At 65.5% G+C, this 21,699-nt stretch carries 18 protein-coding genes and 1 pseudogene; 4 read left to right on the forward strand and 15 right to left on the reverse strand.

Annotation, left to right across the window (positions count from 1 at the left end; genetic code table 11):
* Window positions 1-30: 30 nt before the first annotated feature.
* Window positions 31-459 carry a hypothetical protein gene (locus WKC72_RS41785; protein WP_370185597.1) on the reverse strand — a complete coding sequence of 143 codons (429 nt, stop codon included), beginning with the start codon at window positions 457-459 and terminating at the stop codon, window positions 31-33.
* A gap of 240 nt (window positions 460-699) precedes the next feature.
* Here WKC72_RS41785 and WKC72_RS41790 point away from each other — a divergent pair, with 240 nt between their 5' ends.
* From WKC72_RS41790 to WKC72_RS41800, 3 genes are all read left to right on the forward strand, one after another.
* On the forward strand, window positions 700-1,053 hold the full coding sequence (locus WKC72_RS41790; protein ID WP_370185600.1) for a type II toxin-antitoxin system RelE/ParE family toxin: 354 nt from the start codon (window positions 700-702) through the stop codon (window positions 1,051-1,053).
* Window positions 1,010-1,363 carry an XRE family transcriptional regulator gene (locus WKC72_RS41795; RefSeq protein ID WP_370185602.1) on the forward strand — a complete coding sequence of 118 codons (354 nt, stop codon included), beginning with the start codon at window positions 1,010-1,012 and terminating at the stop codon, window positions 1,361-1,363. Before WKC72_RS41790 ends, WKC72_RS41795 begins: the two co-directional genes overlap by 44 nt.
* A gap of 92 nt (window positions 1,364-1,455) precedes the next feature.
* A complete protein-coding gene (locus WKC72_RS41800) occupies window positions 1,456-1,632 on the forward strand; it encodes a hypothetical protein (protein WP_370185604.1) in 177 nt (58 codons plus the stop codon).
* Between the two features lie 18 nt (window positions 1,633-1,650).
* Here WKC72_RS41800 and WKC72_RS41805 read toward each other — a convergent pair whose 3' ends face one another.
* The 3 genes from WKC72_RS41805 to WKC72_RS41815 all read right to left on the reverse strand — a co-directional run bounded on the left by WKC72_RS41805 (window position 1,651) and on the right by WKC72_RS41815 (window position 3,201).
* Window positions 1,651-1,953 (reverse strand): hypothetical protein, encoded by a 303-nt coding sequence (locus tag WKC72_RS41805; protein ID WP_370185606.1) that lies wholly within the window; start codon window positions 1,951-1,953, stop codon window positions 1,651-1,653.
* Window positions 1,954-2,214: 261 nt separating this feature from the next.
* The gene (locus WKC72_RS41810) at window positions 2,215-2,664 is read right to left on the reverse strand and encodes a hypothetical protein (protein WP_370185609.1); all 450 of its coding nucleotides are present in this window, start codon (window positions 2,662-2,664) and stop codon (window positions 2,215-2,217) included.
* A 42-nt stretch (window positions 2,665-2,706) separates the two neighbouring features.
* The gene (locus tag WKC72_RS41815) at window positions 2,707-3,201 is read right to left on the reverse strand and encodes a hypothetical protein (protein WP_370185612.1); all 495 of its coding nucleotides are present in this window, start codon (window positions 3,199-3,201) and stop codon (window positions 2,707-2,709) included.
* Between the two features lie 1,907 nt (window positions 3,202-5,108).
* Between WKC72_RS41815 and WKC72_RS41820 the strand changes: the two genes are divergently transcribed.
* Window positions 5,109-6,830, forward strand: a complete 1,722-nt coding sequence (locus tag WKC72_RS41820; RefSeq protein WP_370185614.1) for a hypothetical protein — start codon at window positions 5,109-5,111, stop codon at window positions 6,828-6,830.
* Between the two features lie 313 nt (window positions 6,831-7,143).
* Here the strand turns inward: WKC72_RS41820 and WKC72_RS41825 are convergent, their stop codons facing one another.
* From WKC72_RS41825 to WKC72_RS41875, 11 genes and pseudogenes are all read right to left on the reverse strand, one after another.
* The gene (locus WKC72_RS41825) at window positions 7,144-10,398 is read right to left on the reverse strand and encodes a protein kinase (RefSeq protein WP_370185617.1); all 3,255 of its coding nucleotides are present in this window, start codon (window positions 10,396-10,398) and stop codon (window positions 7,144-7,146) included.
* A 424-nt stretch (window positions 10,399-10,822) separates the two neighbouring features.
* Entirely contained in the window at window positions 10,823-12,415 is a 1,593-nt protein-coding gene (locus tag WKC72_RS41830; protein WP_370185905.1) for an AMP-binding protein, read from the reverse strand.
* 63 nt (window positions 12,416-12,478) lie between these two features.
* Window positions 12,479-12,630 (reverse strand): annotated as a pseudogene (locus WKC72_RS41835) (nitronate monooxygenase); the annotation flags it as partial.
* A 64-nt stretch (window positions 12,631-12,694) separates the two neighbouring features.
* Window positions 12,695-14,080 (reverse strand): flavin monoamine oxidase family protein, encoded by a 1,386-nt coding sequence (locus WKC72_RS41840; RefSeq protein WP_370185620.1) that lies wholly within the window; start codon window positions 14,078-14,080, stop codon window positions 12,695-12,697.
* Between the two features lie 45 nt (window positions 14,081-14,125).
* Window positions 14,126-14,821: a transporter gene (locus WKC72_RS41845; protein ID WP_370185623.1), complete on the reverse strand. Its 696-nt coding sequence runs from the start codon at window positions 14,819-14,821 to the stop codon at window positions 14,126-14,128.
* Between the two features lie 33 nt (window positions 14,822-14,854).
* Window positions 14,855-16,153 (reverse strand): NAD(P)/FAD-dependent oxidoreductase, encoded by a 1,299-nt coding sequence (locus tag WKC72_RS41850; protein WP_370185626.1) that lies wholly within the window; start codon window positions 16,151-16,153, stop codon window positions 14,855-14,857.
* A 2-nt stretch (window positions 16,154-16,155) separates the two neighbouring features.
* The gene (locus tag WKC72_RS41855; RefSeq protein ID WP_370185629.1) at window positions 16,156-16,533 is read right to left on the reverse strand and encodes a hotdog domain-containing protein; all 378 of its coding nucleotides are present in this window, start codon (window positions 16,531-16,533) and stop codon (window positions 16,156-16,158) included.
* On the reverse strand, window positions 16,530-18,194 hold the full coding sequence (locus WKC72_RS41860; protein ID WP_370185631.1) for a flavin-containing monooxygenase: 1,665 nt from the start codon (window positions 18,192-18,194) through the stop codon (window positions 16,530-16,532). Before WKC72_RS41860 ends, WKC72_RS41855 begins: the two co-directional genes overlap by 4 nt.
* 110 nt (window positions 18,195-18,304) lie before the next feature.
* The gene (locus tag WKC72_RS41865) at window positions 18,305-19,762 is read right to left on the reverse strand and encodes an aldehyde dehydrogenase (protein WP_370185634.1); all 1,458 of its coding nucleotides are present in this window, start codon (window positions 19,760-19,762) and stop codon (window positions 18,305-18,307) included.
* 44 nt (window positions 19,763-19,806) lie between these two features.
* Complete coding sequence (locus WKC72_RS41870; protein ID WP_370185637.1) at window positions 19,807-20,901, reverse strand: Zn-dependent alcohol dehydrogenase; 1,095 nt, start codon at window positions 20,899-20,901, stop codon at window positions 19,807-19,809.
* A 14-nt stretch (window positions 20,902-20,915) separates the two neighbouring features.
* Window positions 20,916-21,695: an enoyl-CoA hydratase/isomerase family protein gene (locus WKC72_RS41875; RefSeq protein ID WP_370185640.1), complete on the reverse strand. Its 780-nt coding sequence runs from the start codon at window positions 21,693-21,695 to the stop codon at window positions 20,916-20,918.
* Between the last annotated feature and the right edge of the window lie 4 nt (window positions 21,696-21,699).

Here is a 21,699-nt window from a genome sequence, read left to right on the forward strand (position 1 = left end):
CCGTGCAGGCTGGTTACGTAAGCCGCTATCTCACGGGACATTCCAGGTGCCCGCGCCGGGCAGTGCCGTGACGGCAACGCCGGACCGGCCGTCGACCGTCATGGCGGCAACCAGGGTTCCCCAGCCGGTTACGACGGGAGTCGGCTTGACCGCCGGGACCACGGTTCCTCCCACTCCGGTCGACATATTGCGCCAGTGCACGGTGCAGGAGCAGTAGCCGACGAACTCGGTGATACCCCGCCTCTCCGGGTCGGTACGCACCGTCACCTGCGTGTAGACGAGGCTGGGCAATCCCGTGGGCAGAGTCGTGATCCCGACTACTGGCACCGGAAGGGCGGTGTCCGCGGGCGCTGCGCTCGCGACCGGCGCCGCGCTGAGGAAGAGAGCACCCAGTCCGACCAGGACAGTGGTGGCCGACATCCGGCGTCCGGGTAGGGCGTGCGAGGTACGGCGTCGCATCGGATCTTTCCTCCCATGTGGACCCTCATGCGGTTCGCTCGCGGACACGCTCGGCGGCGCGGCGAAGGGTCACCGATGCCGTCGTCACGCTCTCGTCATTCGTTACTTCCCGACCTCACCAGGGACGACCCGGAACTCCGCCGGTCGCACCGCGTCCGGCAACCCGCAATCCCACGCCGGACCCTCGAACTGCAGCTATCACCCAAAAGTGATATCATATAGGTGTGATAATCTCGCGCGGTGGGGAAGTGGACCGTAGAGGTGGGGCTGGTCGAAGAGTGGCTGCTGGCACTGGATCGGTCGTCGTACGAGCAGGTGGTGGCCGCACTCGAGCTACTTGCGGAGCGTGGACCGCAGCTCGGCCGGCCCCTGGTCGACACGGTGAAGGCGTCCCGTCACAAGAACATGAAGGAACTGCGGCCGGGGTCGAGTGGCCGCTCTTCAGCTGCGGGTGCTGTTTGCGTTCGACCCCGCGCGAAAGGCGATCCTGCTGGTTGCCGGCAACACGGACAGTGGAAGAGCTGGTACAAGGTCAACATCCCGATCGCCGATGACCGCTTCGCGGCCCATCTGGACGAGTTGGAAGGTAGGTGAACACGATTCGAAGAGTCTCGAGCAGTTGCTCGCCGAGCGTCCGGTCGATCGCGGCGCGGTCGAGGCGCGCAAGGCCCGCATGATCGAGCAGGTGCGGGCGTATCGACTTCAGGAGCTGCGCGAATCGGTGGCGATGACACAGAAGCAGCTGGCCGAGCGGCTCGGAGTCGGGCAGAACCGGGTGTCCAACATCGAGCACGGCGACCTCGAGCGTGTGCAGATCGACACGTTGCGCCGGTATGTCGAAGCCGTCGGCGGAGCCCTACGCGTCGAGGTCGAGCTCGGCGACGAGCGCTTCCAGATCGCGTAAGACCGACGGCCTGGGATTGCCCAGATGGTGTTCGGCTGGTCCCGGACGACTCGTGGTCCGTTCTGGCCGGAGGCCGGTCCGGTGGTGGGATCGTGCTCGCCCGCGAAGGCGGCCTTGGCGGTATTCAAGTAGTGCTCGGCTTCGCCGCGGCTGCGGGCCTGGATGTCGTAGCCGAGGCGGGTGACGATCTCTGCCGGTGTGGTGTCGAACCTGTCTATCGCGTCGTGATCGTCCAGGATCCAGGCAGCGGCTTCCCGCTCGCCGGATGATCAGGGTTCGGCGGCCGTCTACCCGCACCGGTGCACGGCTCGGGCGCGGGCAACCCAGTCGGCGAGCCGATTCCGCCGCAGGGCGTCGACGCCGCCGTTCGCATCCGCGTCCATCGCCCAGATCGTTTCGACGAGGCGTCCGATCGGCCAGTCCTCATCCGGGGATGGAGCGGGCTGCGCAGCCACAGGAGCGATCGCACCGTCACCGTCAGCGATGGGCGCGGAACTTCTCACCGCACGGAGCGCCTCGGGGAACGTCGTTCCGGGGTGAGTGGCCTGGTAAGCGCGGGCGGCCTTCTTCTTCGCGGAATTCTTCGTCATCGCGGCGGTCCAACTCACTACTCGAGGGCGACGCCCCGCATCCGCCGCCACAGTCAGTGACGGATCGGCTGTCGCAGATCCAGCGGACCTTGCCCTCGGGTGCCACCGAAAATGATGATGCGGGCATCACGGCGGCTCGGGGTCAGCCGTGCAACAACCGGCTCTGACCGATGAACCTAGCAGCATCCGGCGACATCACCTGCGAAGCGGTTCAGCATCCACCACCCACCTCGACCGGCCGCCTCGAATCAGACGCGTAAATCACGCCGCCGTCAGTCGTTCCCTCGGAACCAGCAGCGCAAGAAGGGCGACGATCAGACCGCCGCCTGCGAGGTACAGCCCCCAGCGATCGGTGAGCACGATGTCGTAGTTGTCCCGGAGGTAGTCGCCGACACGCTCATTGAGCCGCCACCCGAACACCGCGAGGGTGCCGATTCCCACGATCACGCCCAGCCACCCGGCCGCACGTGAACCCACCAGCGCGGCGACCAGCAGCAAGACCGCAGCCCCCAGCAGCAAAATCATCATCGACTTGTAGAAGGTCACGGCCTGATTTTCGATCTGCTCGACGGTGACTGCGGTGGGAAAGCCGTCGCGCAGATCGATCACCGCGACGTCGCCCGGCGCAATGCCCCAGGCGAGGGGAAGGAAGGCACCGATCGCGACCGCAATGGCGCACGCGAACAGGACCAGATGGACGAAGGTGCGCATCGGCGTTCTCCTCTGTATGGGCGGAGGTGGCGGGGATTTTTGTTACTCGTCCGGTGCCGGTGGCGGGGAAACGGCCCGAAGCTGATCGAGCGACAGCGACACCGTGGTGCGGCGGACCGCACCGAGTCGCGACCGTGCCACGGGGAGCGCCTCGAAGGTGGTCGACATGCCCAGCGCCCACGGCGCTGATTCGACCGGTGTCAGCCCACACCGCCCGAAGTGGTCCGATAGCCGGCCGGTGGCGCTGTCGAGCGCGGCGATGTGCACCGGATCCGCGTCCGGATCCGCGTCGGGGTCGGCGCCGAGGATGGAGCCGGTGGTGAGCACCGGGTAGGGCCACATCAGCACGAGCCCGGTGGGCAGCATCCGATGAATCGTCTCCGACACCAGCCACGCCCCCAGGTCATGGCCCCGCAGCGGTTCGGTGACGAACGCGATGTTCGGGATCAGGACTGCCTCGGTGACGACGGTCAGAGTCTCGTACTGCTCCTCGACCTGCTCGGCGAGTTGATTGCCGTCGAACAACCCGGCCAGCATCTCGTGATCGCCATCGAATTGGTCCAGGCACAGGGGCGATCGGATCCTCGGTGCCGAGGCGGATCACCGTGAAGTCGAGTGAGCCGACGACCACGTCGTCGGCGTCGTCGATGTCCACCGTCATGATCAGTTCGGCGAACCAGTCCAGGCACGCGTCGAGATCACTGTGACCTACGCTCTGGAACCGCACCCGCGGCGAAAACAGATCAACGGTGCTACGGCCCTCTTTCTCGGCCAGGTCCGCCAACGCGGCCAGCGACAGTGACACCGGATGACCTCCTTCATCGAGCGGCCCGTGCCCGGACCCCTGCCACTATCGCGCATCATCGTGCTGTGGCGCCGAACATCACCGCACCCACAGCTTCACCCCGATCGATATTCCGCAGTCCAGGTACGAACCACAGGTCGATGGTGGTCACCCCGATCAAATCCGGGATCCACTGGGGAGAATGACCACATACCGTCCGCCGTGAAAACGCGGTCGCGGACTTCTCTCGCCGAAAGGAGAGTGAGATGGACAGTTTCGTTCATCTGGTGGGGGATAGCTGGAGCATGTGGTCCCCGTTTCCGCCGGTAGTCACCGCCTGGCTGGTTCGTGCGGTGGAGCAGCTGTGGGAGTTGGGGATTCTCAGGTAAGGAACATGTGGCATCTGCCGAGCTCAGCAGTCGCTCGGCTCGCCTGCACCCGATGTCGGTCGCTCACCTTGTAGCCGGCGGTCGGCACTATGACGCCGTTCGCGGCAGCGGTGAGAGCCGCCGCGGTGACGGCGTTCCTCTATCAGCCACTACCTGCCTCTATCAGCCACTACCTGTCGAAGCCGGGCCAACTCGTTCGAGGAGAGTGCGCGAGTGCTGGTTAAGAACGAGTTCGATGTGGTGGTCGGCACCGGGTTCATGAGCGAAGGGCTTACCCAGCAGAACGGGGACTGCCTCTTCCGATTCGCCGTTGAGGTCGAACGCGGGCCGAAGTTCTATTCGATCTACCTAGGCACACGGGACACCCCGCCACAATGACCGCGCAACATGCAGAATCCGGGATCGAGCTAAGCGCTGGATGACCTGTACAGCTTTTCACCATCGGTGACGTGCGCTTTCGTGGTTCAGGCACGGAAGATTGCTCGTACCGACGCATACGGGTTCATTCGGGATCGTTCCCTATCACGCTGACACACAGCTACTTTCACGTGCAGCGGGGATCGCTCGGGATCGGCGGCGTTGTTCAAGCTGTTCTCCGGACCCACGGAATTCAACTATCGGATACGAGCGACGGCGTCCTCCTCGGAGGCGTCCGGCATTCAGTGGCACGGCTTGTCCACCGATCTTGGTCAGCGCGAGGTCAAGGTTGAGTGTCAATCTGCGTGCGAAGGTCATCCTCATCGCTGAACCCGTGTGCGCCGAACTGATTGATGCTTCGATGTGCGAACCATCGGTGACATTGGCGTCGCACTGGAGGATCATCGAAGTGAACCGACCAGTCTTGCTTTTCGACGAAGTATGCGCACGGCTCACAGCGAGGGAGGGTATCTCCGCACGGGACAAATAGCCAAGCTCGATACTGTGTCCGAATCGGAGATGCGTAGGCACACTAACTAACGAGTACAGATTTACCGAACCAGCCTACGCGCGGTTTGGTCAAAGATTCGGCCTGCTCAAAAGTTGAAGCGTCATGGCTCATGCGTTGACCGGGGAGTTCGTCTCTGTCCTCGAAATTGGGGACACAACGATCGATGGTCTCGCCGCGTCCATGCAACAGAATGCCGGGGATGAAGATCGGAAGTTCTTAGTCGACCTCGGCACGAATCGCCTCGGCACGGCACGGCACGGCACGGCACGGCACGGACTAAGGGTAGTAATCCGTACCGCCCGTGATCATTCAAATCCGCGAAAGACATGAAGGAGTGAGAACAGTGAGTTGGGCACAGGAGTGGTCCCCGATTCCCGGGCAGCACGTGTTCGACAAGGACAACCAGCAGATCGCGGCGGTGGCGCGGGGACCGGGAAACCTGGACCTGTTCGTGATCGGACTCGACAACCACATCTGGAGCGCCGCCTGGAACCAGGCCTCCGGATGGAGCCCGGAGTGGTTCCCGATTCCCGGGCAGCACGTGTTCGACCACAAGCACCAGCAGGTCACGGCGGTGGCGCGGGGACCGGGCATGCTGGACCTGTTCGTGATCGGACTCGACAACCACATCTGGAGCGCCGCCTGGAAGGACGGCATCGGCTGGACCCAGGAATGGTTCCCAATTCCCGGACAGCACGTATTCGACCACGAGCGCCAGCGGATCGCGGCGGTGGCGCGGGGACTGGGCATGCTGGACCTGTTCGTGATCGGACTCGACAACCACATCTGGAGCGCCGCCTGGAAGGACGGCATCGGCTGGACCCAGGAATGGTTCCCAATTCCCGGACAGCACGTGTTCGACAAGGACAACCAGCAGATCGCGGCGGTGGCGCGGGGACCGGGAAACCTGGACCTGTTCGTGATCGGACTCGACAACCACATCTGGAGCGCCGCCTGGAACCAGGCCTCCGGATGGAGCCCGGAGTGGTTCCCGATTCCCGGGCAGCACGTGTTCGACCACGAGCGCCAGCAGGTCGCGGCGGTGGCGCGGGGACCGGGCATGCTGGACCTGTTCGTGATCGGACTCGACAACCACATCTGGAGCGCCGCCTGGAAGGACGGCATCGGCTGGACCCAGGAATGGTTCCCAATTCCCGGACAGCACGTATTCGACCACGAGCGCCAGCAGATCGCGGCGGTGGCGCGGCGAACGGGCAATTTGGACCTATTCGTCATCGGACTCGACAACCACATCTGGAGCGCCGCCTGGAACCAGGCCTCCTCCGTCTGGACCTCGGAGTGGTTCCCGATTCCCGGACAGCATGTATTCGACCACGAGCGCCAGCAGATCGCGGCGGTGGCGCGGGGACCGGTCAACCTGGACCTGTTCGTGATCGGACTCGACAACCACGTCTGGACCAGCCGGTGGATGTCAGGAACGACTTCTGACCTTGTGGGTGGGTACCAGCTAACCGAGGGGGACTCGGCCCTAGTCATTGCTCATCCGGATGGCATGCAGTCTCACGTGCAGGTCTTGGCAGACAGACTGACACCCCAACAACGTGATCAGGTCCTTGAGAAAATGAAGGAGGATATCCTCAAGTATTTTTCGGAGAATAAAGAAAAAATCATAAGTGGGAACATCAAGGCAGCCGATATCGGTGGCGCCGTCTATGGAATAGGCTGGCTGGCCGTGCTTGCGATCGTCCAACCACTCGCAGTAGTGGAGGGTTTGATTCGCGCAATATCAGGTGTCGGGCCCGGCAACCTCGCAGTCAACACAGGCGAATATTATGGAAAAATCGTCGACGCGGCAATCGGAATCCTGAAAGGGGAAAGCCAGCACACCATTTCCACAGCCATCGGCACTATGGGTGCGCTCTATTTCACATGCGTCTCGCCTCTGGCAGGGGCTGTGCGCTTCTTCGGCGGCGACGGTTGGTCGTTTACCGAAAAAGTAGGCAAGGAAATTGGTGGTGCGTTGGAGGATACTATCGACGCGATAGGGTCTGTACCCGGCGACGTTGGGGACTTCATAGAAGATCTATTTGACGATATCTTCTGAGCCCCCACGTGGGTCTTCATGCGGCGGCTTCTCAGTGACGGCAGAAGAGTTGGGCGACTTTCAACGAGGCTGTATACCGAAGCCAGCGACGTACCGAACCCAGTTGGACGCTCACTCGCTCAGCCGAACATCTTGGACAGCAAGATGTGCCGAACGTGCCGCTAGAAGGGCATTTTCGAAGTACCGATAACGGACCTTATGTAAACTGGGCGGCCTGGAGCGCATCAGGCTAGGGCCACCGGGAGGTCGTTCGGCATCTACGCCGGGTCCGATGTCGAGCTGACCCATGCCTCACCTTCATGCTGAGCGGCAACTAGGACGATTGTCTCTCTTCGACAACCCAGGCTGCGACCTGTGCTCGTGAGGTGAATCCAAGTTTGGTGAGGATGTGTTCGACATGTCCTTGCGCGGTGCGCTGCGAGATGACGAGTCGGGCGGCGATCGCCTTGTTGGTCAGACCCTCGGCGATCAGTTCGGCGACCTGTTTTTCGCGTTTCGTCAGGGTGGTGGAACCTGGAGGGCTCGTCTTCGGGGTCTGCTCGCGGAGTGCGTAGGAGACAACGGACGTGAGATCCATTGCCCTGCCGTGTTGCCAGGTTTGCTCGAAGGCGCGTTCGATGAGCATCCGGCGGGCGGACCGCTCGCATTCTTCGTGATAAACGAACAGGTCGGGAACGATTACGGAGGGGCTTCCGGCAGCACGGCCGAGCGCTTCCGCGGCCCCCATCAGTGTGCTGGCGCGTTCAGGGTCACTGGTTCCGGCGATCCAGGCGAGTACTTCGACGCAGTTCGCGCAACTGACCGGGTCGTCGACGAGTCGAGCGAGCCGCACTCCTTCTTCAAGTAGGTCGGTTGCGCGACGCTGATCACCCAGTCGCCATTGTGCGACGGCCATGGCCCACAGTGCGTAGGCCCGATAGACGGATTCACCTTGAGCTTCCGTGATCGCGAGAACTTCCTCGTAGCATTCGACTGCCCGGTGAGGTTCGGTGTCGGCCAGTTGATACGCCAATCCCAGCAGCGTCAGAGACTCGATCCGCAGTGCGAGTTCGTTCTCGGCTTGTCGCAACACAGGCTGTGCCCGCTCCAGACGTGACGCCGCGCGTGTGAGATCGCCGGTGAACAATCCGACGATGCCGTCCGCGTGGTCGACGATCGCGTGCGCTATCGGGTCGGTCATCTGATCGGCGAGGATCCGCGCCCGCTCGACAAGGGCAGCACCTCGCTGGTGGTCCTGCTGCTGTTCGGACATCAGGCAGTCGGCGTACAGCGCCCGGATGTAGGTGACGGTCGGGTGTTCTTTCTGGAGTGACAGGAATTGGTCGAGCCAGCGCCTCGCCTCGCTGAGCTGGCCTCGCGACCCCCAGAGCTGCAACAAGGGTGTGGCCATCTGTAAACCGGCGTCGGCATCACTTTCGGCGAGGCAGAAATCCATCGCGTCCCGCAGATTGGGCTGCTCACTGCTCAGTCGCTCCATCCACTCGAGCTGCCTGGGACCGATGAACTCGTCCTCGGCGGTGCGAGCCAGCTGGCGGTACCAATCTCGGTGCCGCCGGCGCAGGTCGTGGTAGTCACCGTTGTGCTGGGCCTTCTCCCTGCCGTAGGCACGGAGGGTCTCGAGCAGTCTGAAGCGGACCAGGGAGTCGTGTTCTTCGCGGATCAGGATCGACTTGTCGACGAGGGATGCCAGTGAGTCCAGTAACGCCTCCGGCGACATGTTCTCCCCGCACACGTGTTCTGCGGCATCCAGTTCGAAGCTGCCGGGGAACACCGACAGTCGTGCCCACGTCAGTTGCTCGAGCGGGGTGCACAGGTCGTAGCTCCAGTCGACGCACAACCGAAGCGTCTGCTGGCGCGAAGGCGCGCCTCGGTTTCCGCGAGTCAACAACGCATAGCGGTCGGAAAGCCGTTGCAGAATCTGTTCGGGCGACATCGCACGCAAACGCGCCGCCGCCAATTCGATCGGCAGCGGCAACCCGTCCAACCGGTGACAAATCCGCGCTACAGCGGACTTGTTGGCATCGGTCAACGCGAAGGTCGATACCGCCGTGGTGGCGCGTTCGGTGAACAGCGAGACGGCGTCGTAGCGGGGCAGACCCTGCAGGGACGGCTCGCGGTCGGGGTCGGGGACGGTGAGTGGGGGAACGCGCAGTGCTGCCTCCCCGGCAATTGCAAGGGGTTCGCGGCTTGTCGCGAGGATGCGCAGATTCGGGTTCTGCTGCAGCAGAACCGTCGCGAGATCGGCCACCGCGTCGACCACTTGCTCGCAGTTGTCCAATACCAGCAACAGTTCTCGCGACGACAGGAAGTCCAGCAGAATCTCGCGTAGCGACCGGTCAGTTTGGTCCCGCAAACCAAGCGTGGACGCCACCACGTCGATCAATCGGGACGCAGTGCGGACCTCGTCGAGCTCGACGAACCATGCTCCGTCGGCGAACTCGCGGCGGATAGTCGTTGCAAGCCGAAGTGCGAGACGTGTCTTCCCGACTCCGCCGATTCCGACCAACGTCAGCAATCGTGACGACGCCAGTAGATTCTTCGCCTCGGTGATCTCGTGCCTGCGACCGACGAAGCTGGACAAATCCAGGGGGAGATTCCCCCTCTCGTGGTGGGAAGGGTTCAGGTGAATCCTCTCCTGCGGTGGTGGTTCTGTTTCCGGGGCGGGTCGCACGTGGAGCGCCATGTCGTCTGCAGATATCCCGCGGCTACGTCGGATCTCGCGCAGATTCTCGCCCAACGCTAGGGCTGAGGGTTGCCGGTCCTCGGGGCGACTGGCCATTGCCTGCTCGATCACGGTAGCAACATCATCGGCGAGGCCGTGCTCTCGCAAATCCGGAGCGGATTCCGTTGTGATGCGGATGAATTGGGCTACCACCTGTTCGCCGCTGCGGCGCTCGAATGCAGCGTGGCCGGTGACTGCGCAGAACAGGGTGGCTCCGAGTCCGTAGATGTCCGAGGCGGGGCTCGGGGCGGCGCCGCCGAGGACCTCGGGTGCAGTGAACGCGGGTGAACCGGTGACGATGCCGGTAGCGGTCTCGAACCCGCCGGAAATATGCGCGATCCCGAAGTCTGTGAGCGCCGGCTCGCCATAGTCGGTGAGGAGAATATTCGCCGGCTTGACGTCGCGGTGGACGATGCCCTCGCCGTGGGCGGCCTCCAACGCGCCTGCAAGTTTCACCCCCAACTGCAGTACGTCGTCCACACCTAACGGACCGTGCCGTCGGATACGTTCGTCCAAGGAGCCCTGCGGGTGGTACGGCATCACGATGAATGGTTGTCCGCTGTCGGTGACCCCGACCTGGAGGACATTGACGATGTTGGGGTGTCCGGTCAGGCGGCCCATCGCCCGCTGTTCGCGAAAGAAGCGCTCGCGGTTCTCCTCCGCGAGATCGTTGGTGAGCACCTTCACGGCGACGGTCCGGTCGAGCGCGGGTTGCGTGCACCGGTACACGACACCGAAGCCTCCACGCCCGATCTCCCGGGCGTCGTCGAATCCGTCAGCCGCCAGTTCCGACGCGACCGACGGGGTCACATCGCGATGGGTCTCGAACGGATCGATATCGGACATCGTCCGGATCGATTCATCCGGTCCGCGATGTGTTCGATGAAATCTGCACGTTCAGCCTCTCGATGACGTGTTTCCAGGATATCGCTGACGGTAGCCTGAACGATGCGAGCTACGGTAGCCTCGAACCCCCTCACGACACCTACAGACTCGATGCTGCACGAACACGTGTGGCAGCGCAGATGCTGCGTTCACGCTGGCGGCGGCTCCCTTATACCGTCGAGCATGGCGCTCTGGGGCGCTCGGTGTGGATCTCGTCGTCGGCGACAATTTGGTCGAGCAAGCCGAGGCGCACGGCCTCGGTGGCCTCGTCGATCTGGGTGAAATCCATCGACATGCCTGCGGCCGCCGTGGAGATGGGCAGCTGCAGGACACCGTCGATGAGGGTGGCGGTAGTGGTCGGTCGGTGTGTGTCTTGTCGGAGGGCCTACCTCTCGGCAGTTTCGGCGGCGCGTAGGTCCTTGCGGAGGATCTTGCCCGCGGCGGACTTCGGCACCAGGTCGATGAACTCGACCTTGCGGACCTTCTTGTGCGGCGACACCCGCTCGGCGACGAACGCGATGACCGCGGCCTCGTCCAATTCGGCACCGGGCTGGCGGACGACGAACGCCTTCGGCACCTCCTCACCCTCGTCGTCGAGAACCCCGATGACGGCGGCGTCGGCGATCTGCGGGTGCGTCAACAACAACGCCTCCAGTTCGGCGGGCGGCACCTGGTAGCCCTTGTACTTGATCAGCTCCTTCATCCGGTCCACGATCGTCACGACGCCCTCGGCGTCGACGGTCGCGATGTCGCCGGTGTGCAGGAACCCGTCCGCATCCAGGGTCTCCGCGGTCGCCGCCTCGTTGCCGAGGTACCCGGCCATGATGTTCGGGCCCTTGCACCACAACTCACCCGGTTCGCTGACCCCGTCGGCCGGGTAGGCGACCTCCTCGCCGGTGGCCGGGTCGACCAGCTTGCATTCCATGTTCGCGATCGACGGCCCCACCGAGTCCAGGGCGATGTCGTCGCGGTCGAACGGAATCGCATGCGAGACCGGGCTCATCTCCGACATCCCGTAGCCCTGCCGCACCCGGCAGCCGAGCCGGTTGGCGACGGCCTTGCCCAGTTCCTGATCGAGCGGGGCGGCGCCGGAGAAGATCGAATGCACGCTCGACAGGTCGTACTCGTCGACCAGCGGGTGCTTGGCCAACGCCACCGCGACCGGTGGGGCGATGAACACATACGTGCACTTCTGCCCGGACACGATCGACAGGAATTCGACCAGGTCGAACTTCGGCATCGTCACCAAGCTCGCCCGGTTGTACAGGGCCGCGTTCAGCAGCACCGTCATCCCGTAGATGTGGAAGAACGGCAACACCGCCAGCAGTTTGTCGTCGGCGCCGATGCCCATCCGCGGGTTGATCTGGCAGACATTCGCCACCAGGTTGCGGTGCGTGAGCATCACGCCCTTCGGCCGGCCGGTGGTCCCGGACGAGTACGGCAGCACCGCCAGCTGGGTGGCCGGGTCGAACGACACGTCGGGGGCGGGGGCGCCCTCGGCCAGCAGATCTTTCAGCGACGGGTGCCCGTCGGCGCCGTCGAGGACGATCACGTTCTCTACCGGAATCCCGACCTTCGCGGCCGCGGCCTTGGCCTGCGGCAGCAGCGGGGAGACGGTGAACAGGAACTTCGCCTTCGAGTCGGTGAGCTGCTTGGCGATGTCCTCGGCGGTGTAGAGGGCGTTGATGGTGGTCGCGACACCACCGGCCCGGAGGATCCCGTGGAACACCGACGCGAACGCGGGAACGTTCGGCGAGTGCAGACCCACCACCTCGCCGACGGCGAGACCGCGCGCGGCCAGCGCCCCGGCCACCCCGTTGATCTGGGCGACCAGCGACTGGTAGGTGGTGACCGCGCCGGAGGCACCGTCGATCAGCGCAGGCCGGTCCCCATCGGCCGGATCGACCTGGCCGAAGAGGAAATCGTAGACACTGAGGTTCGGAATCTCGACGTCCGGAAACGGGCTCTTGAAGCTCACTGGGGCCTCTCCCTCGAAGTGTTGCAGCAGTGGTGAATGGGTCACGTGGCCCGGTGGCCGGGCGCCGGTGGCGAGTCCGCCGCTCGCGATGATCGGGACGGACAGTGCCCGGGCCGCGGCGGGGATCAGCACGAGCCCGGGACGTCGTCCTCGCCGGGGTGTCCGGCGCACTCGAAGCCGTCGATGCCGATCGCGTCGACCCCGAGTTGTTCGGCTGAGGGCGTGCCCGGACTACGCGGCAACTACCCCGCGCCTCCGGCAAGCTGGTGAAGCGACTTCTCAAACTCTGATTGCCGAGTCCTTCTCTCTCGCGGCCTGGTTCAGGCTCGCCAGTACGGCCTTCGCCGCTCGCTCGCCCGCCGTCGCTGCGTCGGCGAGCGACGGCAGATCGAGCTGGTAGTCGCCGGCGAGGTGGATGGTTCCGAGCGGATCACGCAACGTTGGAAGCGAGTTCCTCCGCCCGGGCGCCCAGAAGGGCACGACCCGACGGTGCCGCCGCACGATGCCCTCGCCCAGTTTCCCTTCCAGCTCGGGGAACACTGCGAGCAGGTCCTTCGCAAATTGCGACATGATTTCCTCGTCGGGGAGGTCGAACAACGCGTCGGCGTGAGCGCCGCCGGCGAAACAGGCCAGCGCTCCACCCGGCTTACGGTCGTCGCCGTTCCGCATCGCCGCGGCGTGGTTGAACATCGCCTGGAACGACAGTTGCGGTGTCGAGACAGCGAAGTAGTCGTCCCAGCGTTGCGGCCCGACTTCGTCGGTGAAGAATCCGACGATCACGTACCGGCCGTAGGTGATGTCGTTGAAAGCATTCCGGTGTTGCTGCGGGAGGTCTGGGATGATTCGCTCGGCGATATCGGCGGGTGCGGTCACGATCGCGCGCTTTGCCCGCAGCCGCACCGGTCGGTCACCGTCGTGATAGTCGACGACCACGCCGTCACCGTCCTGCCGCACCGAGCGCACCACCGAGTTCAGCCGGATCCGGCCACCGAGATCTTCCGTCAGCACGTCGGTCAACGTCTGATTGCCACCCACCGGCAGCGAGAAGTTCGGGATCTTCTCCGGGTCGGCCAGCGCGAGGCCGACGGACGTGACGAACTGGGTGGCGGCCGTCTCCTCCACCTCGCATCCCATCCACTGCGCCGACCACGACCGCACGACGGCGGCGGCCAACTCCGACCGGACACCCTTCAGCAGGTATGACGCCAGCATGGTGTCGAGCTTGGCGCGAACCCGTTGCGCGATACGGCTCTGCGACTCCAGGAACGGCATGACCGAGAGGATGCGCGCGCCGACGATGGCCATCCCGAGACGGTCCAACATGGTCATCCGCGTGCGGAACATGAGCGCGACGGGGTTCGAGGTGTCGACCACCTCGCCGTTCAAGTACAGCGCGACGCTCTTGCCTGCGAGCGAGCCCATCTCGATGCCGTGCCGGTCGAGGGCATCGATCAGCGTGCCGGTGCCCTCGGTGAACTGGGTGCCGACGTTGATCCAGTAGTTGCCTCGACGGACGGTCTCGACTCGTCCGCCCGTGCGATCGGTGGATTCGAGCACCACCACGTCGGTCTCCGGCGCCAGCGTGGTGGCCGCCATCAGCCCCGACATTCCGGCGCCGACAACGACTACCTCGGTGATCTCTTCGTGCACGTCGTGCGTTGTCATTTTAGGTTCCTGACTCTCGATCGATCGCAAGGACGGTGCGGGCACTCAGGCCGTAGCTGGAGCGCTGCCGCTGACCGTCTGCGCATCGACGCGCTTGTTGTAAGCGTCGAACGCTCGGTAGGCGCGGTAGTACGTGAACATCTGCAGGCCCCACGTGGACAGCGCGAAGATGTAGAAGATCGTGTGCTCCGCGTCGTCGCCCGGGATGTGGACGAAGTCGTAGGTCGCGGCGATGACGAATCCGCAGGCGGTGGCGACGGCGGCGGAGATGGCGTGCCCGCGCTCGCCGATGCCCCAGAGGCGCTTGACGAAGTAGATCAGGAAGATCGTGGTGAGCACGTTGACCACGATGTAGAAGATCTTGCCGGGCAGACCGATCTCCACGGCGAATTGGCTGAGGAGGAAGCCCACCACGGCCGCGAGGGCGAATGCGCCGATGTCCACCGCCGCGGACGGCTTGTACCGGTGGGTGACCTTCATCAGCCCCAGGACCAGGATCAGCGTGATGCCGACGGACCGGGAGAAAGCGTCCAGGAAGTAGGCGAAGGCGTACATCGGGCTGTCGTGACCAGCCTTGACGAGGCCGTAAATGAGGAAGTTCGAACCCGATGTCGCGACGATGATCCACTCGATGCCGAGCAGGTAGTTCTTGTAGTTCCGGATGAACTTGATGCCGTAGGTGAATCCGACGGCGATCATCCAGATGTCCGCGACCGCGAAGAGCAGTTCTCTGATGGACATGATTTCTCCTTGAGGGGTGGCTTGCGCCGATGGTTAGTTCGTGAGGGCTGCCAGGCGGTCGGAGGCGCGGTCGGCGAGCCAGGCCGCGTGCAGCGCGGGTCCGCTGACGAAGCTGGGCCAGAAACGCTTGCGGCCGTGCCAGATCGCGGCCAGGTCATCGTGCAGCGGCGCGCCACCGACCCGATCCGCCAGCAGACGGCCCACATACTGTGCCTGGGCGAACCCGTGGCCGTTGCAGGCGAGCGAGTAGAGCACGTTGTCGGAGGCCTCGCCGGCGACGGGGAGCCACGTGGAACTCATACCGATCCAGCCGCCCCATGACTGCTGCAGCTTCACGTCGCGCAGACCCGGGAAGCGGTCGTGGAAGCCGCGGACGAGGTCGTCGGTGACGTTCCGTGCGGGGGTGCGGTTCGGCAGTGGGTTCTGCCCGGTCTGTACGCGGCGGGTGCCGAACACGATGGTGCCCCGCGGGGTCACGCGGTAGCTCTCGATGATCATGTGCAGCGTGACCATCGGGGCGCGGCTGGTCCAGCCGATGGCGTCGAGTCGCTCGGGCGGAACGGGTTCGGTCTCGACCAGGGAGGTCCACACCGGGCTGGCGAGATTCTTCGGCGCGATGGACAAGCCGTTGCTGTTGGCGTTGGTGGTCAGCAGCGCCTTGCGAGCCCGAACCCGTCCGTCCGGTGTGTCGACGGTGACACCGTCGCCGGAGTCCGTGACGTCGTGGGCGGGGGTGCGCTCGTAGACACGCACGCCGGACGCGATCGTCGCGGCCCGCAGACCGAGGACGAACTCACCCGGGTTGAGCGTGCCACCGACCCCCTCGCGCACTCCGCCGAGGAAGCCGGCCGGAAGGCCTGCTGCGCGGCCCTCGACGAATTCGGCCGCCGATCCGGCCTCGGCCATGACCTTCGCGTTGCGGCGCGCGTGCCGCAGCTGCCCCTTGGACACGGCGGCCATCACGATGCCCTCCTGCTGGTAGCCGCAGTCGATCCCGTAGTGGGTGATGGCGTCCTCGGCGAAGTGCACCGCGTTCTCGGCGTACCGGTAGAGGTCGCGCAGCCGCTCGCGCTTCAGCAGAAAACCCAACAGTTCCGGATCGGCGGCGACCGAGTTCGTGATGTATCCGGCGTTGCGGGAGCTGGCGCCCCAGCCGAGGGTCTGCGCCTCGAGGAGCACCACGTCGACGCCCTTCTCGGCGAGGCGGATGGCGGCCGTCATGCCGCCCCCGCCGCCGCCGATCACGACGACATCGCAGTCGATGTCACCGGTCAGGGGTTGTTCGACGGTGGCGGGCGGTGCGGCCCAACCGGTGTCGTGAATCAGCTCCATGGCTACTTCTCCGTCTCGTCTGCAGGGATGACCGCGGTGCCGCGAGCGCGCACCGCAACCAGTGGCGATTCGAGGACGTGTGCGCGGCCGGTGTCGTCGGAGCCGCGGCAGATCACTCGGAGCTCGAAGTCGACCGTGCGGCTGCGGTTGCCCTTTTTCACCAGCCGGGCCTCGGCCTCGACGACGTCACCGCCGCGGACCGGGGCGAGGAACTCGACCGACGAGTAGCCGGCGAACAGCCCCTCGTGGCCGTCGATCTCGATCGACAGGTTCGTGCCGGCGTCGCCGAACAACTTCAGGGCGAACGCACCGTCGACCAGGTTCCCGGCGTAGTGCGCGTCGGAGAAGGCGACATAGCGCCGGTGGACCGTCCTACTCATGAGATCTCCTGATGGATCGGGCCGAGGTTGCGGGACTGCGCCTCGCCGTCGATCTCGACGCCGGGGTAACCGCGCTTGGCGATCTCGGTGCACATCCGGCGGTACTTGCCCACACCGCCCACATAGCCCATGAAGGTGTTGGGTTTGCCCTCGATGTTGGAGCCGCGGTACCAGGAGTCGGTGGTGGCGTACAGCGTCTGGGCGACGGTCCCCTCGGTGATGTCCACCCAGTCGTTCTGGGCCTCGGGGGTGGCCTCGATCAGCGTGGCGCCGGAGTCGCGGGCGTGCTCGATGAGATCGGCGATCCAGTCGACGGCCTGCTCGATGGTCACCACCACATTGCTCGCCAACGCGGGGCTCAGGGGGCCGGCCACCATGAAGAAGTTGGGGAAGTCCGTGGTCATGAATCCGAGATAGGTGCGGATGCCGTCGTGCCAGGTCTCCTGCAGCGTTTTGCCGGACGCGCCGGTGAGACCCAGCCCGTACAGCGGGCCGGTGAAGGCGTCGAAACCGATGGCGAGCACCACCGCATCCACCTCGTAGGTGCCCTTCGAGGTGACGATCGCGTTCGCGGTCATGGTCTCGATCGGCTCGTCACGCAGCGACACCAACGACACGTTCGGCCGGTTGTAGGTCTCGTAGTAGTCCGTACCGAAGACGCTGCGCTTGGCGCCGAGAGGGTGATACCTGGGCACCAGGAGCTCGGCGGTGGCCGGATCCTCGACGATCTCGCGGATCTTGTCGTGGATGAATTCCGACGCGGTCCGGTTCGCCTCGGCGTCGGTGAGGAGGTCGGCGAACTCGGCGCCGACGCCCTGGAAGCCGCTGCGCTCGTAGGCCTCCTCGTAGCGCCGCCGACGCTCCTCGTCCGAGACGTCGAAGGCGTTGTCGGTGACGGGGCGGTCGGGGATGCCGCCGGGCGAGTGCCGGCATTCCTCACGGATCGCCGGGTAGCCGTCCTTGACGGCGGTGACCTGCTCCGGGGGGAGGTCGGCGTTGCGCGCGGGCATCACATAGTTCGGGGTGCGCTGGAACACCGTGACGTGCTCGGCGACCTCCGCGATCAGCGGGATGGCTTGCACGCCGGACGATCCGGTGCCGATCACAGCGACACGCTTGCCCGCCAGGTCGTCGAGCGTGATGTTCCAGCGGCTGGTGGACACCTGGAGTCCGGTGAAGTTCCCGAGGCCCGGCACGTCGAAGTCCTTGGGGGTGGACAGACCGCCGGCGCCCGAGATCAGGTAGCGGCCGCGGCGCGTCTCGCCGTTGTCCAGCTGCACCTCCCACAGCCGGTCGGCCGCGTTCCACGTCGCGCCGACCACTCGGGTATCGAACGTGAAGTGCTTGCGCAGGTCGAAGCGGTCGGCGACGTGGTTGATGTAGCTGAGGATCTCGGCCTGCGGCGCGAATCGCTGGCTCCACGTCCACTCCTGCTGGAGCGCCTCGTCGAACGAGTACGAGTAGTAGATGCTCTCGACGTCGCAGCGCGCGCCCGGATAGGTGTTCCAGAACCAGGTGCCGCCGACACTGGGTCCGGCCTCGAAGCCCGCGAAGGTCCACCCGGCGGTGGTGAGCCGGTGCGAGAGGTAGAGGCCGGAGAAGCCGGCGCCGACGCCGATGACATCGACGATCCCGGTATCCGAGGTGGAGGGGAGGTACATGGAGTTTGCCGCTTTCGTTAAAATAGTCATTTGACTGGATCAATTGACTTAGTTTAGTAGACCAGTGGTCCCGGTCACAGTCAAGGGGTGACGCGAAAGTAGTTCGGTCGCTACATCGGAAGGTCGGGTGAATCGACGCCGACCACGCGGTCGCCGCAGAACACGCGGACGGACTCGCCGGGGGCGTGACCGCCGATTCCGGCAGTGCCCCAAAAGCTCTGTGCCGAACCGTCTGCGAGATCGGCGACCTTGGCACCGTTCACGCGCACCTCGCCCGACAGCAGACGGGATCCGACCTCGACGGCGCGATCCAGGTCGCCGCCGAACACGTAGGCGTCCAGACCCGACGGGTTGGCATTGGCAACGCGGAGCGCGTCCTCGTCGGACTCCACGGCGTGCAGACTGACGAGCGGTCCGAACAGCTCGGCCGTCGCCACCGACGCGTCGACTCCCGAAGCGACGGTGGGCGAAAGGAAGAACCCGTCGAGTGCGGGCAGCTGCGCAGGTTGATGGATCGTCGCGCCGTGGGCCCGCAGCCCGTCGATGCGGCTCTGCAGGGTGGCGAAATGCGGGGCGTTCGAGATCGGGCCGAGCTGGGTGTTCTCGTCGAGCGAGTGGCCGATCTCGATGCGTGAGATGCGATCGAGCAGCGCGGCCAGGAGCGGCTCGACGAGACTCTTGTGCGCCAACACCTTTCCCGGTCCCTCACACCACTGGCCGTTGAGCTTGGTCATCCCGTCGAGGATCCCGTCGGCGGCCACGTCGATGTCGGCGTCGTCCAGCACGAGGGCCGGGTTGTTGCCGCCGAGCTCGAGCTGGAGCACCTTGAAGTCCTCCGCGGCGGCGCGGGCGATCGCACGACCTGCGTTCGGGCCGCCGGTGAACGAGACGATCTTCACGCGGGGGTCGCGGGTGATCGCTGCGCCCACGTCTCCCCCGCCGTGGACGAGCTGCAGCGCACCGTCGGGCAGCCCGGCCTTGACGAAGCACTCGACGATGATCTGGGCGCTGCTCGGCGCGTGCTCCGACGGTTTGAGGATGACGGGGCAGCCGGCGGCGAGGGCGCTCACCATCTTCGCGGCGGGAATGAAACTGGGGCCGTTCCACGGGGTGAGGATGGCTGCGGGGCCCCACGGGACCTTGTACAACCGCACGTCGCGGCCGCCGGCCGCCAGCGCGGTGCGACGCGGGGTGGCCCGCAGATCCGCAGCGGACGAGCGGATCCGGTGCGGGAGGAACTGCGCGACCAGCCGGGCCTTCGCGATCGGGACGCCGCTGGTGAGGGCGTCGGTCCGGGCGATGTCCTCGATCCGGGTCTCGACGATGTCGGCTGCACGCTCGATGAGGGCGGCGCGATCCTCGCTCGCCGCGTCATCCCAGTGTTCGAAGCCGTAGGACCGCTCGGCATGGCGCAGCGCGCGCTCCACGTCGTCCGCGCTGGTGGTGACGGCGCGGTGGATGGGTTGCCCCGTGTTGGGGTCGAGATTCCACGCGTCCGGAAGTGCCCGGCACTCGGACCACCCGTCCGCGATGTAGTTGATCGGCTGAGGCAGTTGCGTATTCGACATCTGCGGCCTCCTTCGGTGCGCAATTGTGGATGGGGTCGGGGTGATCACGCGGTGAGGTCGGCGACGATGCGGGTCACCTCGCCCGACTTCATCGCCTCGAAGCCCTTGTTGATCTCGTGGAACGGGATCACGTCGCTGACCATCTCGTCGAGCAGCAGGTGGCCCTGCAGGTAGAGACGCGCGAACTGGGTGATGTCCTCGTGCGCTTGGCCCGAGCCCATGTAGGAACCGATGAGGCGCTTCTCACCGAAGAAGAAATCCGACGCCGGAACAGTGAGGTCGGTGCCGTCGGGCGCGATGCCCACCAGGCATGCCGTGCCCGTCCCGCGGAGGACCGCCAGCGCGGTAGCCGCGGTCCGGGCGGAACCGACGGCCTCGAACGAGTAATCCACGCCGTCGCCGAGCACCTTCCGGATCTCGGCCGGGACATCGGCTGCACCGTTCACGACGTGCGTGGCACCGTAGGTCCGCGCCGCCGCGAGCCGGACATCGTCGAGATCGACTGCGACGATCGCCGAGGCGCCGGCGAGGCGCGCGCCTTGGATGATGGCCGATCCGACACCGCCGCAGCCGATCACGGCCACGGTGGCGCCGGGGCGTACCTGCGCGCCGCGGAAGACGGCGCCGACGCCGGTGACAATGCAGCACGACAGCAGGCACCCGACGTGCAGTCCCACCTCGTCGGGAACCTTGACCAGCGCGTTCTCCCGCATCACGGTGTGGCGGGAGAACGCGCCGATGTCGCCGAGCCGTTCGACGACCTGGCCTCCCGGCAACTGGAAAGCGGGGCGGGGGCGCTGTCGGATCTGCGAGACACGCTGGCATTGCGTCGAGTGCCCGACCTGGCAGTTGCGGCACAACCCGCACGAGGGTGTGAGGGCACCGACGACGCGGTCGCCCGGGCGCAACGAGGTCACCGCGGAGCCGACGGACTCGACGATGCCCGCCACCTCGTGCCCGACAACCACGGGCAGGTCGGCGCCCACGGTGCCGGTCATGTAATGCAGGTCGCTGTGGCACAGGCCCACGTTCGAGACCGCGACGCGGACCTCGTTCGGCTCCGGGTCGTCGACCTGGATCTCGGTGAATTCGAGCGGTTCGTTCAGCGCGGTGAGAAGCGCTGCCTCGGTGGTGATCATCATCGTCTCCGATCTCAATTGCTCTGCGCGGGCGCCGTCGGCGCCGCGTTCTTCGATGCCCAGAAGCCCTCGATGCCTTCGGTGAAGGCGCCGGACTCCCACGACTGGCGGGCGGCGTCGTCTTCGCGGGTAAACGCGGCCTCGATGTCTTCGGGGGGCGGCCGCAGCAGACCCAGGTGCAGCGCGGTGGTCCGGGGATCGGAGTTCCACTGCCTGATCACCTGGGCCGCGCGGTGCACCAGTGCCTCCGGGGCCACGATCTCGTCGAGCAGCCCGATCCGCAGGGCCTCGCCTGCGTCTATCCGGTTGGAGCCCAGAATTATTCGCATCGCGTGGTTCCGTACCAGGCGGCCCATGAGGAAGCTCGAGGCGTTCGAGATGATGATTCCGCGGTGGTTCTCCGGCTGGTAGTACTCGGCGGCGGGAGTGCCGATCCGGCAGTCGCAGCACAACGTGATCTCCGAGGCGCCGCCGACCGCGATCCCGTTGACGGCCGCGATCACAGGGACCTTCGTCTCGAGAATCGCGCGGGTGATGTCGTGGAAGGTCGCGAAGGCCTCGCGGATCTCGTCGTAGGTGGTCGGCACCGCCTGCAGGTCCTCACCTGCGGAGAACGCCCGCCCGGCGCCTGTGAGCACGATCCCGCGGACGCGATCACCCGTTCCGAACCGGCGGATGGTCTGCGCGAGCCGCACCCTCGTTGCCACGTCCATCACGTTCAGCTTCGCGGGGCGGTTCAGCGTGAGCACCGCGACCTCGTCGTCGATGTGCACGTCCAGATAATTGTCGGTCATGTCC

This window comes from Rhodococcus wratislaviensis (assembly GCF_041228765.1).
Taxonomy (GTDB): Bacteria; Actinomycetota; Actinomycetes; order Mycobacteriales; family Mycobacteriaceae; genus Rhodococcus_F; species Rhodococcus_F wratislaviensis.

Excerpts from the sequence above, each read along its gene's own strand:
- WKC72_RS41840 (WP_370185620.1), bottom strand. The coding sequence starts at position 14,080 with ATGACAACGCACGACGTGCACGAAGAGATCACCGAGGTAGTCGTTGTC.
- WKC72_RS41805 (WP_370185606.1), bottom strand. The coding sequence starts at position 1,953 with ATGACGAAGAATTCCGCGAAGAAGAAGGCCGCCCGCGCTTACCAGGCC.
- WKC72_RS41875 (WP_370185640.1), bottom strand. The coding sequence starts at position 21,695 with ATGACCGACAATTATCTGGACGTGCACATCGACGACGAGGTCGCGGTG.
- WKC72_RS41845 (WP_370185623.1), bottom strand. The coding sequence starts at position 14,821 with ATGTCCATCAGAGAACTGCTCTTCGCGGTCGCGGACATCTGGATGATC.
- WKC72_RS41870 (WP_370185637.1), bottom strand. The coding sequence starts at position 20,901 with ATGATCACCACCGAGGCAGCGCTTCTCACCGCGCTGAACGAACCGCTC.
- WKC72_RS41795 (WP_370185602.1), top strand. The coding sequence starts at position 1,010 with ATGACCGCTTCGCGGCCCATCTGGACGAGTTGGAAGGTAGGTGAACAC.
- WKC72_RS41860 (WP_370185631.1), bottom strand. The coding sequence starts at position 18,194 with ATGTACCTCCCCTCCACCTCGGATACCGGGATCGTCGATGTCATCGGC.
- WKC72_RS41785 (WP_370185597.1), bottom strand. The coding sequence starts at position 459 with ATGCGACGCCGTACCTCGCACGCCCTACCCGGACGCCGGATGTCGGCC.
- WKC72_RS41810 (WP_370185609.1), bottom strand. The coding sequence starts at position 2,664 with ATGCGCACCTTCGTCCATCTGGTCCTGTTCGCGTGCGCCATTGCGGTC.
- WKC72_RS41825 (WP_370185617.1), bottom strand. The coding sequence starts at position 10,398 with ATGTCCGATATCGATCCGTTCGAGACCCATCGCGATGTGACCCCGTCG.
- WKC72_RS41855 (WP_370185629.1), bottom strand. The coding sequence starts at position 16,533 with ATGAGTAGGACGGTCCACCGGCGCTATGTCGCCTTCTCCGACGCGCAC.
- WKC72_RS41865 (WP_370185634.1), bottom strand. The coding sequence starts at position 19,762 with ATGTCGAATACGCAACTGCCTCAGCCGATCAACTACATCGCGGACGGG.
- WKC72_RS41850 (WP_370185626.1), bottom strand. The coding sequence starts at position 16,153 with ATGGAGCTGATTCACGACACCGGTTGGGCCGCACCGCCCGCCACCGTC.
- WKC72_RS41815 (WP_370185612.1), bottom strand. The coding sequence starts at position 3,201 with ATGCTGGCCGGGTTGTTCGACGGCAATCAACTCGCCGAGCAGGTCGAG.